The organism is Vibrio neptunius (assembly GCF_000967495.1).
Lineage (GTDB): Bacteria > Pseudomonadota > Gammaproteobacteria > Enterobacterales > Vibrionaceae > Vibrio > Vibrio neptunius.
Window position 1 is genome coordinate 15432 of the sequence record NZ_JXXU01000043.1, and the last position, 15260, is coordinate 30691.

Consider the following 15260-nt stretch of genomic DNA (forward strand, 5'->3'; position numbering starts at 1 on the left):
GATCAGGTAAGAATAATAGGCTGTCATTCTAATAAGGATTATTTATGAACATTAAGCCGTTACGTTGGTTGCTTCCGTTCGTTATTCTTGGAAGCGCTTACGCTGGCTATGCCGCGATTGCGTCGAGTGCTCCCGAAGATGCTGATCAGAAACCTGACAAGAAACCTCTGACTGTTACAGTCTCAACCGTTCACTCAAGTGATCACAAGGTGCTTATTACTAGTCATGGTGAATTGATACCTGTAGAAGTGACCCAGCTCTCAGCTCAGGTTTCAGGTGAGGTTATTGATTGGCATCCGAACTTTGTTGCTGGTGGTGTGGTGAAAAGGGGCGAAACTCTATTCACAATTGAAAGTGACAACTATCAAGCCGCAGTACTTCAAGCAGAGGCTGACTTGGCGAGTGCCCGAGCTGCGCTGATTGAAGAAAAAGCCAAAGCGGAGGTGGCTAAACGACAGGCGAAAAACCTGCCAGCTAAGCAGGTGACGGACCTTTATTTGCGCAAACCTCAGGTACTAAGTGCCATGGCTCAGGTGAAATCTGCGCAGGCTGCGCTCAAGCGCGCCAATCGAGATCTTGAAAATTGCAAAATAGTTGCCCCCTATGATGCTTTGGTCGTAGCGAGGGATATTGGTGTTGGCCAGTACATTTCAGCTGGAGCGCATGTAGCGACGTTAAACAATATTGAAGCGGCTGAAATACATATTCCCATTGCTGGATTTGATAGTGCCTTTTTACCGCAGCAATACGCTGGTCTTTCTGCCAATGTGATTCAGCGAGGGATTGTAGATATTCAACGTGAGGGGGTGATTAAACGTGACCTTGGCGTTGTTGATAGCACGACTCGAATGATCAATATGGTCGTTGGTATTGATGACCCATATGCGATTGATACCGATGCTTCTCCACTCCAGTTTGGCTCCTATGTTGAAGTGCAATTTGTTGGCAAGGAACTGAAGCACATTTACCGTTTGCCACAAGAGTTGGTGAACAATCGGCAGGTATGGGTAGTCAACGAGAACAATGAACTGGAACCTCGTACGGTCAATGTTCTGCGAGCAGAGAAAGAATTTATGCTCATCAGTGAAGGCTTGACGGACGAGGATCAGATCGTGTTAACCGTTCCTGAGTATCCGCAAAAAGGGATGCAAGTTGAAGTCGCAGTCGTTCCAACAGACTCTGAGCAATAAGGACGACACATGGACGATTCAAAACAAAAAGGGCTCATTGCTTACTTTGCTCACAATCCAGTTGCTGCCAACCTTCTTATGGTGTTTGTGCTGATTGTCGGAACGGTCAGCTTTTTCTTTATTCAACGTCAAATGTTCCCCAATATTGAAGTTAACTACATCAATGTGAGTGCTCAGTACCCAGGCGCCTCTCCACAGGAAGTCGAAGAGAGTATTCTCATCAAACTCGAAGAGTCGCTCAAAGATGTTACAGGGATCAAAAAGGCAGTAACGACGGCATCGCGAGGCAGTGGGGCGATAGAGATAGAGGTAGATGTCGATCAAGATGTTGACGACGTGCTGGATAAGGTCAAACAGAAGGTGGACTCGGTCTCTAATTTTCCCGCTGCAATGGAGCCTATTCAGGTTTATCAGTTTGAGTTTCGCCAGGATGTGATTGAAATGGCGTTGGTTGGTAACCGCTCGCTTCTAGAGCTCAAACCGATAGCCAAGCAGATCGAAGATGAACTGCTGCAGCTACAGAATGTCGCTTTGGTCGAGCTTAGTGCGCCGGACTATGAAATCGCGATTGAAGTTGAGCCGCAGATACTGCGCAAATATAACCTAACGCTTAACGATATCACACAAGCGATCCAGCGTTATTCCGCGAACTACTCAGCAGGAGAGGTGAGAACGAATACAGGGATGATTTCGGTTCGTATCGAAAATCAGTACTACAACGGCGATGAGTTTCGCGATATCCCTGTCAAAATCGGAGCGAATGGCGGAAAGGTATTGCTTCAGGATATCGCCACTATAAAAGATGGCTTTACAGAGGATGATCGATACTTCAAGTATTCTGGTGACAATGCCATTTACCTTTCTGTAAAAGCGACGAAAGACCAAAATATGGTGACGGTTGCTGAATCAGTGAAGTCTTACATTGAACAAAAGAATGCGCAATTGCCATCAGACTTGAGGATCAAAACTTTGGTCGACATGACCTATTACCTCAATGCACGCCTCGATATGATGCTGAAAAACCTGCTGCAAGGTGCTGTTTTGGTTGCATTAATGCTCAGCCTTTTCTTGCGCGTCAAACTGGCAATGTGGGTCATGATAGGTTTGCCTGTCTGTTTCCTCGGGGCGGTGATGTTAATGCCAGCGATTGGTGTCAGTATCAATATTGTCTCCCTGTTCGCTTTCATTATGGTGTTAGGCATAGTTGTTGATGACGCTATTGTCATCGGTGAGAGTGCTTATTCTGAGATCGAGAAAAGCGGCGGCGGAGTTGATAATGTGGTACGTGGCGTTAGGCGCGTAGCAACGCCAGCTACGTTTGGCGTCCTTACTACGATTGCCGTATTCGCGCCGTTTTTGATGTCTAAGGGCATTGAACGTGCCTTCTTCTTTGGTATTGCAGCAATTGTCATTCTCTGCCTCATCTTTAGCTTGATTGAGTCCAAACTGATATTGCCGTCACATCTGGCACATTCGCACTTTAAGCCGATTAAAAAGGGAAGTTGGCGAGATAGGTTCAACCAGCGTTTCTTTAGTTTTGTTCATGGCCCGTACAAGCGCTTTGTTACCGCTTGTACTTACTGGCGCTGGAGCGTATTTGCTGGATTCTCAGCCTTGCTTGTGATCAGTATTGCTTTGGTTATGGCGAACTACGTGAGAATCATACCATCGCCGAAAGTACCACATGACTTCCCAAGCATTAAGCTTGTGATGAACGATAATGTGTCAAGTGCACAGACTATTGACGCCTTGAAGCTGATTGAGAGTACGGTGCTAAGAATTGATGAGGAAACGGAGAAGCAGACCGGTCAGAACATGATTAGGGACGTTCTGACGTTTAATCAGGGTCGTAAAGAAGGTCGTTTGGTGATCCCACTAGTGGATGAAGAACTTCGTCCTTTTAATACGTTTGAGCTGGCTCGTCGCTGGCGTGAATCGTTGCCCGTGATACCCGGTCTGAAAATGCTGACTATTGCAGACAATGTTAACGATGATGGGAAAGGCGATGAGTTCGGTTTCCTTTTATACGGTGCCGATATCGAGACACTCAACGCTGCGGGAAGGACATTGATCCTTGAACTCAAGCAGCAGGAAGGGTTATTTGATATCTCGTCTTCAATTGATTCTGGCAGTCAGGAAGTTCTGTTGTCTCTCGCACCAGTTGCCTATGATTTGGGGCTTAACCTTTCTGATATTGCATTACAAGTTGGCGGAAGCTTTTATGGCGGCGAGGCACAACGTGTGCTGCGTGATGGTGAAGAGATCAAAGTGATGGTTCGTTACCCTAAGCTGACCAGAGAAGCATTTGCTTCGTTGCGCTATGCGGTGATCACTACCCCAGAAGGCAAGAAAGTGATGCTGGGGGATGTCGTCAACATTAACCAGAAACCAGGGGTAAGCAGTATTCGTCGTGAAGGAGGCTACCGTAGCGTCTATGTTTATGGTTCTATTGACGAAGAGTTGGTAGAACCAAACGAGGTGATTGGCAGAATCCATGAGCAGATTATTCCAGACATCATAGGAGATTACCCTGGTGTGACAAGCGAGCTTGGTGGCACGATTGAAGAACAACAAGCTCAGCAAGATGAGCAAAAAATCTTCTTTGTTGCAGGGATGATCATCGTCTATATCTTATTGGCCGTGCCGCTGAAGAGTTATACCCAACCGCTTATCATCATGTCCGTCATCCCGTTTAGCCTCACGGGTGCAATCTGGGGACATTATTGGTTTGGTTTGGACCTTAGTATGATGTCTACCTTCGGCCTGATCGCGGCGGCTGGGGTCGTGGTGAATGACTCCTTAGTCATGACGGATTACGTCAATCATGTGCGTGCCGGTGGGGTGGCAATTAAGGAGGCTGTGATTGAAGCCGGTTGTGCAAGGTTCCGTGCTATTACACTGACTTCAATCACTACGTTCGTTGGCGTTCTACCCATTATGTTTGAAACGAGTTTGCAGGCAAGATTCGTCATTCCAATGGCAGTTGCTTTAGGTTTTGCCGTGTTGTTTGCTACCTTATTAACGTTAGTACTCGTTCCTTGCTTGTACCTGATGCTGGATGACATTAAGGGCATCTTCCGCTGGATAAAACAGAAACTGACTCGCCGCTCGACAGCCGAGGTTGTTGAACCATAATTCAGACACAAGGGGCAATTAAGCCCCTTTTCTTATATATGACCTAGGCTAGTTTTCTTTGTCGAGCTGTCTAGAGCTTCAAAGTTTATAGTGTTGATATCAATATAAGGGTGAAGCATTGATCGAATTTTTCAACTGGCACAGCAAGTCGATACCAAATGTTTGTTGCAAAAAAGTCTAAATAGAAACGACTGCGCAAAGTATGGCTTTGGGGGAGGGTGTCATCAAACCAATCCGCTGTGTTTTACGTTTGCAGAAAGCCTTGTGTCATGAGTTGGATATTATGCTCGAACAGACGGTTTAAGAATTCTTCACTGAGTTCAATACCGTGAATATTGAGTAAGGCTTGCGGAGCAATAAAGGGAAAGACCATTAAGCTAACGTAAGAAACACGACATAAGGTCGGATCAACGTCTTTACGTAGTACACCGCTGTTAGCCAGTTGGTCGAAGACGACGTTCTGCATCGGCTGAGCGATGTCGTCGAAGACTTTTTCCAGTAGTTTTCGCTGTGTTTCGGACGGTGGCATATTCATGAGTTGTGCGACTAATCTAGGAAACAGGGGTATTTTGACCATTTCCCTATAATAGGTGCGCATCAGATCGAGGAAGTTTTTCTGATTGCTATCGGCAGCCAGTGCTCTGAGTTGTTGCTTCATCGGATCAAGTGTTTCACGCAACATGGTCTCAAACAGCCCTTCTTTGCTACCGAAGTAGTATCGAATCATCGCGACGTTCACCCCTGCTCGCTTAGCCACTAATCGGGTCGAGACTTTGTCATAAGTCATCATTGTAAAGAGCTCTCTAGAGTGCTGGATAAGCTTGGCTCGCGCATCGATTTTTGTACTCGGACGGCCCGCTTTTCTGAATGATTCAGCCACGATTAATGCCTTAGATATTAAACAGGTGATTAATTATAGAGCGATGTTCTGGGTCTCGATAGTTAAAAAATTCAACACTATTTAATCATGTGATGAATTCATTGATTATTGTGAGCGAGTTAAACGTGTAGCGTGGTACGGAAAGAAAATACCCGCACAGTGGGCATACTGTGCGGGCAAACAAGGGCAACAATTTAAATTTTTTAGTTTGGAGATTGTTGGTCAAAATGTCCATATCCAAACTGTTATAAAGTATTCGTTGTCTTTAGAATGACTTTGTATCAGTGTAACCAACGTCGTTTAAAGTAACACTAATGTTATTTTTGTTTAAATGTTAAATATGAAAATATAAATTTCATTTATGAAAATTTCGTGCAACAAATAGAGGGTAACTTTGCACGATATCAAGGGGCGCTATTGGTTGCTGTGTCCCTCAATTGAGTCTCTTTGTGGATAAATGAGAGCGGCATACACCGCTCTGGGTTTATTGATTCGGATTTGCTTGCCAATTGACCTGACGGCCATTGCTCAGTTTTGCCACTATGGAATAGGGTGATATTTTGATCTCTGACAAGTTGATGCTTTTGGGGCCAAAATTAGCGGTAATAGTACTGCCGTCACTAAACACGGTTTGCTGAATTTGGCCTGACTCATCTAGCCAATTAAAGTCCAAGAGCTGTTTGTCCCACAATTGTTCATGGATTGGTTTGTAACCCTGCTGATAGTGTACAAGTGCTGCGAGTCTCGGGCTATTCGGTTCGCTTGCCTCATCTCGTGTCAGATGAACCATTGGTGGCGTATTGTAAAGCATGGAAGTCAAATCACGCTCTGCCTGAACATTGGTGAACTTTAAGCTGTCACTGTGCCAGTGGTGGCTATTGATCACTTCGTCATGAAAGACGGTTTGATAAAGAGGCACCCTGAACTGTGGCATAAACAGTAACGTTTTATAGGGTTCTTTTACTTGAGCACGCTTAAAAAAGAACTCTGGCTTATGATCTGGATACCAGCGTCCGAGAAAGTAAGGTGAGTGGCGATCGTGTTTCATTTCGTTATCAGTCCAGCCAAAACCTACTGTTTCAAGGCCATGAGCAAAAGCGATTCCGGTTGTGGTGAGACTATTCCCATCTTCTGATCCAAGTACCACATCATTTTGTTCGGCAATCCAATCCATTCTTTGATTGAAGGCATTTAACATAGCGCTTTCACTACTATGATCTCGATAGTCTTCTCTTGCCATGGCTGTGGCATCGACATCAAGAAACAAACTGTTAAATCGACCATATTTAACAATGTCCTTAACTCGTTGCTTAACATAATCTAACTGACAATTCGGGTTTAGGTAGTAACCATGCCCACGGAATCCTTTTTTCTTTTTGCCGTTTGCTTGTTCAATCGCACATTGCTCTCTCATCGATTCTGGTAGCTGTGCGGTTAACCATGTGTCGTTTAAGCCTCGCGGAATGGCAGTGTTATAGGAATCATAAGTGGCAACCAGATAGCCTGAACGCTTTGCGGCATCAATGACCTTTGGTTGATAAAAGGCGGGCATCCAGTTGTCAAAACCGAGCCAAAGTTTGCTCAGCCCGGCTTTGTTCATGTTCGCGAGCATATCGCTTGATAATGCTTGTCCCCACCTATCGGGAGCGATCAGGTATGGCGAAGCCTGTTGGATAAGCCAGCGTTTTCGTTGCTGAGCCACCTGAAATTGATCTGCAATGGCATTGTTGTTTTGTGATGGCGCTGGTGCCGAATACATGAGGTGTAAAGAGGAATTCAGCGAGTCGACCAGCACTTGTTTATGATAATGATTCATCAGGTCCACCCCTTTTTTTAGCGGCTTAAGCTGTGTTGTTGCAGAGCGAGGTATAGTGAGACTGGTTTGTTTAAAGTACCAGTTTTTAAGGCCCCACCAGTCTTTGACATCGTCTGTGCTAATCATGTCTTTACCGAACAGGTAAACTTGGCTGGCTCCAATCAACTTCACTAATTGAGGGTTAGTCTTTGCCTTATCTGCGAGAGTGGATGAAAGATTGTGGTCAATTCGCCATTGTCTGTAAGCCTTCGCTCCGTCCAGCCAGTCGTTGCCCACTGTAATACGCACCTTGAAGGCTTGATTTTGGTTGAGTGAGGTGAACTGATGTTTCGCCTTCATGTCAACGTTAGGCTCTGAGCTGGAGAAACTCAGAATATTGTTAGTGGGGGTGATCAACTGGTAACTGATGGTTTGTTCACCTTGTTGAACCGTCCAGAATGGCATTTTTAAGTCTTGAGTCGTGTTAGCTCCTGAGTGGTTTTCTTGCAGATAATTGGCCCAAATCTTGTTGTTTGTCGGGATCCGCATTCCTTCACTAAACGGTAGGTAAAGCGTATCCGTTTGAGTTTGTGCGAGATCAAACCAACTTAAAGCTAAGGGTTTGCCTCGTGAGATTGGTGGCTGTTTAGTGACAGAGAAACTGAGCTCCAATGCGCCGTTTTTTAGTACTGCAGAGGTCTTGAGACCGCTTGGCTGTAAGATCCAATTTGCTTGATTGGATGACTCTGCTTTGAACTGCGAACTTGTCTGAGGTTGGCCATTCACGCGCAACGACGCGCTGTTAACGATGAGGTTATTCCAACGGATGCCTAAATCTTGTGGAGAAATAGAGATGTGATTGGCTTGGTCACTCAGTATCACATCTTGGGCTGTGACGGCGAAACTTATCGCCAATAAAGAGAATGAAGCCAGAGTGGTCAAAGGGTTGAGTTTAGTAGGCATGACAAATTCCTATGGGTCGTTAGAGACATTCATTAGAGCTCACGATCGAAGGATTAATGTCACCCATATGTCTCAATTGACTGGCTTTCGAGCTTACCTTTACGGTGAAAAGGGAATGGCAAGTCTTTGTATGTATTCAACTTTAAGTCCTTGTTGATACTCAAAGATAGAGACCGACGCACTGAGGTGTTTGGCTCCTTTGGGTTGCTGGGTTTTATCAGGAAACGGAACGTTGAACTGTTGAATTGGTGTACGTTTGTTGAGCAATATATAGTCATAACTAAACCATTGCCAGTTTGCAACGGGTTTGGCACAACTATTCACCACGACGGGTGGGGTAATAATGACCTGCTGAGTTATGTTGTCTAGCGTTAACCAGTGGCTATTTTTCGGTAACGCGACGACTAAATCGTAGTCATTGCCATTAAGCTTTAGTCGATAGATGCCTGCTTTAGGTTCCTGAAGCATTTCTTTACTTTCGATCTCCTGATAGCTTGGCTGGGCGGAAAGTAAGCCCCGCAGGATGGCTTTCTTTACGGGTGATATCAGCTCAACTTCTAACGCTGAGTTTACATTTTCAGCGGATAACTTAACTTGAAACCCTTGTGAGGAAAGGCCGGAACGACGAACAAAGCTAAGGCTAAGATCAGCAGGTAACGGTTTTGAATAGCTGACGAGTTGCCGCCCACATTGAGAACGCTGCATAATTTCTTGCTTTATGGGCAGCCAAAACTCACGGCTGATACTGTGTTGATTGAGTGCGAGATGCAGCTCTTGCCAAGCGAGCTGAGATTGGTTTCTGAGCAGTGCTTCATAGGTTCGCGCTAGTGGCGTGTTGTCAAACCAGTTTGCGTACACACTGGGTGGAGTGAACAAGATACACAACACATACAACAGTCTATAAATCATGACGTCGCCTCATTGAGTCGATAGCCGACCCCACGGTGGGTTTCAATGTTCAATACTGGCAGCTTTTGGCGCAGGCGAAGCACATGGTTATCTATGGTGCGAGTGCTAGGAAATGCTTGATATCCCCAAACTTTATTGAGCAGCTCATCTCTGTGAAACACTCGCCCTTGATGTTGCACAAGTAAGACCAATAACTGAAATTCTTTCGGCTTAAAGGTAATAATTTGGTTGTTGAAGCTCGCTTCGCGTTTTGCTACGTGGATTTCAATGCCACCATAACTCAGTGAACTATCTCCTAATGGTCTTAGGTGGCTTACTACTCGAGCTAACAATTCTTCATGAGAAAAGGGTTTAGTGACATAGTCTTTGGCTCCTGCCATCAAACCTTCAACTTTCTGTGACGTGTCTACTTTTGCAGTGAGGATAATGACGGGTAGTGCTTTTAACAGCAACCAGTGCGGCAAATGCCTTAAGCTGTCGCCGTCGCTCAGCTGCCTGTCGAGGATGACGAGATCCGCTTTAAACCATTGTTGCTCGACTCTATGAGACTCCTGCTCCCAGAGGCAGTGGTAGCCGTTTGATTCAAACAAAGACACCAGCCCTTGTCCAAGCAACAGGTCGTCTTCAATCAATAGTAGGGTTTTCACAACGGTAACTCCAAAGTACAACGAGTAGGGCGACGCTGAATGCGCAACCTTCCACCCATCAATTTGATGAGATGTTCAACAATATTCAAACCTATTCCCATATTTTCGCCACTGGTGGATTGCCTTGTTCGGGCGATAAGCCGCCTCATCGGAGAAAGAAAGTCGCCCTGATCCATGACTTCAATAACCAAAGTGCGGCTCAGTATGACGTTAACCAGTATCTTGCCTTGCCCGTGTTGTTTGGCATTGTTGATTAGGTTATCCAAACAAATGGAAAGCCAATAGAAAGGCAAGGTCAACTCTCTATCTTGGTTTAGCTGGTATTCTAGCTGGTGCTTTTGACAGATATGTTCAAGCCAATCACTAACGTAAGCCGTTTGTTTCATTAATTGATCAGAACGTTGTGTGCTCAGGTAGATTTTACTGTTCTCCGTCAATTGCGCTAATCGTTGGTGATCGGACATTAAACGCCAAACGGCTTCTTGAGCGCTTTTGGGTAAGTGATCAAACTGATGACGAAACATTTCTACCGTCAACCCAAGGCTGGTGATTGGCGTTCGCAATTCATGTGTGAGCAACTGCAAAATGAAACGTCTTTCCCGACTTTGTCGACGTTTGGCGTATAGTGCTCTTGCTGCTATCAAGAGTGTTAGCAAGGACAATCCAGCGATAAACAAACGCAATGCCAGAATGTTTTCCGGGATCTCACTGATACAAAGGTTGCTATAACGCAACGTGCAGCTTGGGCCTGAAAGCGTCATATTGAGCTTGCGCGCCAGTGGTTGCCATGTTTGCGCTGGTATGGATTTCCAGCCTTGCTCGCCACTTAGCCAAAGCCTATCCTTCTCCATCCAAGCTCGATAGCCATTTAGTAAGGCTTCTCGTCCTTTTCCTGAAAGTTGCGATAGGGCATGATGCAAAGGGTGTTTCACATTACCAATGGTCAGGAAGGGCAGCAGGTCCGCTTTTTCAGCGTCGGGCTGCAGTGCAAGGTAGCGATCAGCAAAACTTCCGCCAGCAGGATGGCGCAGAGCTCGGTCGGTAAACCACCGTGGGTTGAGACTTTGACTGCGGCACATTGCCAATTCGAACTCAACCGCGTCTTTGAGATGTTCAGCCGTAGAGCCCTCTGAACGACAGGCCTGAGATACCTTATAAACTGTTTCAATCTCTTGCCAAGAGTAATGCGAAAAATCTGGGTAGCGAGCACTTTCCTTGAGTAGTTCGACTGGAAAGCGACTAAGTTGCTGTTGACTTACAGATAAATCCGCCGACTGCCAGCTCTGTTGATAAAGTGATTGCCATTTGTCTTGAACACTCTGTGCCTGAGAGCAGAGAGGAAATAGCATGACAAAACACATAGCCAGGTAATATTGGCGCATTGGTGGACTCGTGTTGGCGTTGGATTCTCTGAAATTCTAGCGGTTTTTCAGTGGAGTTTGTAACCCCTATGTCAACACTGTTGATCGAAAGTGAGGTGATTTTACTTAACAAAGGTTAATGATTGTTGATGACATGAGCATTAATCTTGAGCTCTGAAAAAAACAGGAGAAGTAGAATGTTAGAGTGGCGAGTCAAAACTTTTTCAGAATTATCGGTCTATGAACTTTATGAATGTTTACGCTTGCGAGTGGATGTGTTTATCGTAGAGCAGCAGGCACCTTATAGTGATTTGGACGGCAAGGATGTTGACCCGGAAACTCGGCATGTTATGGGGTTCGATGGTGATAAACTGGTAGCCTATAGCCGATTGATGGCTCAAGGACTGGGCTACCCCCCAGAGGTGCAACAGTTTATCGAGGCCAACGATAAGGACGTGTGTATCGGTCGTGTCATCATTGCGAAAAGTCACCGCGGAAAGGGTATCGGGCATGATCTCATGGCATTGAGCTTTAGTACGATCCGAGAAATTTATCCCCAAGATTCGATTTTTATATCCTCTCAGCAGCATCTTAAAGATTACTATGGTGCCCATGGCTTTAAAGTCTTCACAGACCGCTACTATGAAGATGGATGTACCATGTTGGGACTCCGCTTTGTGCCGTCGTCCATCAAAGGTGACACTGAACCTGTTAACCTTGCAGTTTCTGCGAGTTCCAATTAAGCACTCTCCAGTTAGGGCGCTCAGCAAGAGCTCTCAACTGAGAACATGGGTTAACCAAGTAAACGAAATCAGCGCGTTCGCACAAAGGCAGATCGTTGATTGAGTCGGTAAAAAAATGAATGTCTGAGTAGTGAGCAGTTTGCTGGAAAAGCCATTGCTCCAGCCTAGTGACTTTTCCTTGCCGGTAACTTGCAACTCCCGCCACTATCGCAGTGTAATGGTTATTGTGAGTTACCAAGTCGATCCCCATTGAATGGTTGACCCCCAAACGTTTTGCTACAGCGTCTACAATGAAACTCACGGTAGCGGAGATGATCAGGGTCTGTTTGCCTTGTTGATGTAGCTCGTTTAACAAGGAAATAGACTGGGGAAATTGCGTGGGTGCAATCCACTTATCGACACATTCTTCAACCAGTGATTCAACCTCTTGTATTGGTAAGTCAGCTATCGGAAGCATAGCGAATTGGAGATACTCATCCATGTTCAGTTTTCCCTGTGAATACAACTGCATTAGGCGTCGATCTTCTTTTAGAAAACTGCTTGTCTTAACGATACCTTTTTCCACCAGAAACTCATTCCATAGCATGGCACTGTCAGCATGGATTAATGTTTCGTCAAGATCGAAAACGTAGAGGGAAGTAGACATGTTGGACTCTCGCTGAGTAAGTGTTGGAGGCAAGGCAGATTAGCGAACAAGTATGACAGTTTGTTTGCACTTAACGTTGAACTTGTTGGACAGGTTTCTCAGGGAGCGAAATTTGACTATCGACACTGATGATTTTCTGATATTCACCAGATTCGAACAGTTCCTGAATGCCTAATTTCAGGGCTCTCTTCAGTTTTTGATTGCGGTTTGGGTTGTGCTTGGAAAACATCACAAACATGTCTTTTTCGATGATAGCTTTTGGGTGGACTCGTATCTGTCCAATTTGGGTGGCCGTAAGCAAGGTTCCCATCATGTAGTACCCTCGTTCAATGGCTGCGGGGTAAGCATCGAGTCGGTGTTTGGCTAACTTAATAAAATTGCTTTGATCCTCATTGGCTATTTCCAGCTTGACCCCATTTGAGGCCATCAAACGTGTGACTTCATATGCCTGTGTTGCGCCGATACGGAAGTTGTTCAAATCCGACATATTCTGCCAGTCGAAGTAACTTTTGCTATGGTAAAAAAAAACAACTTTCTGAGTGAAGAGCGGTTCGGAAAATTCAAAAATTGAAGTGCGTTGCTTATTTTTGAACCAAGGAAAAGTACCGTCAAACTTGCCAATCTCGGCATATCGATACGCTCTGCTCCAAGGATGGTACTTAATGTCGACTGTATAGCCTTGAGTTGCATAGGCAGCGGTAACGAGATCCTCTGCCATTTTGTATTCGGGATTATTCTGGCTACTTGTGTAAGGTTCCCAGTCTCCAACAACAAATGTCACGGTGCGTTCATTGCTCTGAGCGAGACATAGTGATGAGTGTATAATCAACAATACTGATGTGAATAGTCTACTCATGCTTCGCCCTCTTATTATGCCCTATCTTCAAATTTAGATGACAATTTAAGTAATAAGTAGTTTGACTGACAAAGATTAATGAATGGGCGCTTGTTTGAGCAACCTCTTAGCCTTGTTGGAAAAGCATTCCGACTCTGTCACCTTGACGGTCATACATTATTTGGTCGAGGCTGGTGCGCCATTGGCCACTTTTGCTTTGTTTTGTGCGCTTTGATAGGCGGGAACATAGTTAATGAGTGCTTCTTCTATTTCCTTTGGTTTTATCGGCTTGGATAAGAAACCATTCATGCCAATTTCAAAACAACGTTCTCGTTCTTCTTTGATCACGTTGGCTGTCACGGCGATAATTGGCACATAAGCGGCCCAACCTTCGAGTTGGCGTATTTTTTGTGTCGCTTCGTAGCCGTCCATAACCGGCATGTGACAATCCATCAAAATAGCATCCACTTTATTGTGTTGACAGTATTCCCATGCCTCCTGGCCATTCTGGGCGATGTCGACTTCAAGTCCGAGCAGATTCAGCATTACCTGTATCACTTGTTGGTTAACTCGTGTGTCTTCGACGACTAACACTTTGAGGCCAGTGGTGTATTTCGGTACCAGCTTTTTCATCTGAGTAGTTGAAGAGGCCGGAAACTCAACCAAGTTGGGCGAAGGTTGAGTGAATACGCTTCGCCCTAACGCGGCTCGAACTATTGGTATCGAGAAGTAGAAGCTGCTGCCGAGGTTAACTTCGCTAGTTACTTCAAGCGTACCCCCCATCATTTGAACGATTTTCTGGCTGATCGCTAGCCCTAGACCTGTTCCTCCGTACTGTCGTGTGATACTGCTATCAGCTTGCTGAAATTTGTTAAAGATTGAGCTCAATTTATCTTTTGCAATGCCTACCCCCGTATCTTTGACTTCAAACTGTAGCTGCTGACCGGACTCACTCTCTAACATCTTTAAATTGAGTTCGACGTAACCCCTTTGGGTGAATTTAAGAGCGTTCCCGATAAGATTGTTGATGACCTGTTTGAGACGTATTGAATCGGCTTCAATTTTCTGAGGTACAGCCGGATCGATGTTGCAATCGAAGAACAACTCTTTCTGTTTGGCTCTGATACTGTACTCGTTGGCTTGTTGTTGTATCAGTAGCTTTAAGTCGAATTCAGTCGGGTCTAATTCAAAGTGGCCGGCTTCGATTTTAGAAAAATCGAGGATGTCATTGATGATATCGAGTAGGGTATGGGAAGAGGTGAGTAGAATGTCGACATAATTGCGCTGTACTTCGTTGGGTTTGGTTTCTTTCAGCAGCTCTGCCACTCCCACGATGCCATTCATTGGGGTCCGTATTTCATGGCTCATGTTGGCTAAAAACTCACTCTTTTTTACATTGGCGATTTCCGCTTTCTGTTTGCATTCGGAAATGTGTTGGTATTTATTCTGCAGTTGTTGAACACAGTTGTTGTAGTCCTCTATGAGCACGCTAATTTCATCACTAAACATTCGCTTGGGGGGCGTCAACTTGCTTGGAGTGGGGCCATCATCGAAGTCCGCCATGGCGGAAGAGAGGTTAGCAATGGGTTTTGTAATAAGCCTGAGGGTAATCCAAATTAAGCAGGCCACAACGATAAGGGTTTGGGCAAAAGTTAAGGAAAGAACAAGCCAAAATTTTTGCCAAAGTAGCTCATAACGGGGACCAAGATCCGTTTCTATTTTAAGTTGGCCGAGTGTGAAGCTCTTGTTGCCCTGCTGATAGGTGAGATCCCAAGTATTGGTTATCTTTTGGCCTTTTGTCGGTGTGCCAAGTTCAATGATAGACTTACTGCTATCGATAATGGTTAGTCGGTCTACCCAAGGTAATAGAAATATCCCCTTCGCTTGGGTCAATAGCTGCTTTTGATCTTCCATCCACAGGCTATTCTGTAAACTGACCACATAGTTGTCCTCGACCTGCAACATCTGCTTATCGAGGTTCTCTTGCTCCGTTCGGTAATCGACGAACAAACTCACGCCCGCTATAGCAAAAGCCAGAGCCGTGCTGACGAAAAAGGTGACAATGACAAGCTTCTTGTCGATGCCAAGTTGACGTTGTTTTCTCATAGCAAATTTTTTATGTGTTTTATTGCTTACTAATAGCCTAGTTGGCATTG

General features: G+C 45.2%; 11 protein-coding genes. 3 read left to right on the forward strand and 8 right to left on the reverse strand.

From position 1 onward, the window contains the following. The first annotated feature begins 44 nt into the window (after nt 1-44). Together TW84_RS14515 and TW84_RS14520 are read left to right on the forward strand one after the other, a co-directional pair. Nucleotides 45-1190, forward strand: coding sequence for an efflux RND transporter periplasmic adaptor subunit (locus TW84_RS14515; protein WP_045976348.1), 1146 nt, complete (start codon nt 45-47; stop codon nt 1188-1190). 9 nt (nt 1191-1199) lie between these two features. Continuing rightward, a complete protein-coding gene (locus tag TW84_RS14520) occupies nt 1200-4325 on the forward strand; it encodes an efflux RND transporter permease subunit (protein ID WP_045976349.1) in 3126 nt (1041 codons plus the stop codon). A 244-nt stretch (nt 4326-4569) separates the two neighbouring features. On the opposite strand, the gene TW84_RS14525 is transcribed toward TW84_RS14520, so the two are convergent. From TW84_RS14525 to TW84_RS14545, 5 genes are all read right to left on the reverse strand, one after another. Further along, entirely contained in the window at nt 4570-5205 is a 636-nt protein-coding gene (locus TW84_RS14525; RefSeq protein ID WP_045976350.1) for a TetR/AcrR family transcriptional regulator, read from the reverse strand. A 484-nt stretch (nt 5206-5689) separates the two neighbouring features. Further along, the gene (locus tag TW84_RS14530; RefSeq protein ID WP_045976351.1) at nt 5690-7963 is read right to left on the reverse strand and encodes a glycoside hydrolase; all 2274 of its coding nucleotides are present in this window, start codon (nt 7961-7963) and stop codon (nt 5690-5692) included. A 99-nt stretch (nt 7964-8062) separates the two neighbouring features. Further along, nucleotides 8063-8872 (reverse strand): DUF2861 family protein, encoded by an 810-nt coding sequence (locus TW84_RS14535; RefSeq protein ID WP_045976352.1) that lies wholly within the window; start codon nt 8870-8872, stop codon nt 8063-8065. Continuing rightward, the gene (locus tag TW84_RS14540) at nt 8869-9519 is read right to left on the reverse strand and encodes a response regulator transcription factor (protein WP_045976353.1); all 651 of its coding nucleotides are present in this window, start codon (nt 9517-9519) and stop codon (nt 8869-8871) included. The genes TW84_RS14535 and TW84_RS14540 overlap by 4 nt, the downstream gene beginning before the upstream one ends. Next, nucleotides 9516-10901, reverse strand: coding sequence for an ATP-binding protein (locus tag TW84_RS14545; RefSeq protein WP_045976354.1), 1386 nt, complete (start codon nt 10899-10901; stop codon nt 9516-9518). Before TW84_RS14545 ends, TW84_RS14540 begins: the two co-directional genes overlap by 4 nt. A 176-nt stretch (nt 10902-11077) precedes the next feature. Between TW84_RS14545 and TW84_RS14550 the strand changes: the two genes are divergently transcribed. Next, a complete protein-coding gene (locus tag TW84_RS14550; RefSeq protein WP_045976355.1) occupies nt 11078-11623 on the forward strand; it encodes a GNAT family N-acetyltransferase in 546 nt (181 codons plus the stop codon). On the opposite strand, the gene TW84_RS14555 is transcribed toward TW84_RS14550, so the two are convergent. From TW84_RS14555 to TW84_RS14565, 3 genes are all read right to left on the reverse strand, one after another. After that, nucleotides 11592-12269 (reverse strand): HAD family hydrolase, encoded by a 678-nt coding sequence (locus TW84_RS14555; RefSeq protein WP_045976356.1) that lies wholly within the window; start codon nt 12267-12269, stop codon nt 11592-11594. The two genes, TW84_RS14550 and TW84_RS14555, sit on opposite strands and share 32 nt — an antisense overlap. A 70-nt stretch (nt 12270-12339) precedes the next feature. Then, nucleotides 12340-13125, reverse strand: coding sequence for a substrate-binding periplasmic protein (locus TW84_RS14560; protein ID WP_045976357.1), 786 nt, complete (start codon nt 13123-13125; stop codon nt 12340-12342). 156 nt (nt 13126-13281) lie between these two features. Next, nucleotides 13282-15210 (reverse strand): response regulator, encoded by a 1929-nt coding sequence (locus TW84_RS14565; protein WP_045976493.1) that lies wholly within the window; start codon nt 15208-15210, stop codon nt 13282-13284. Nucleotides 15211-15260 lie beyond the last annotated feature (50 nt).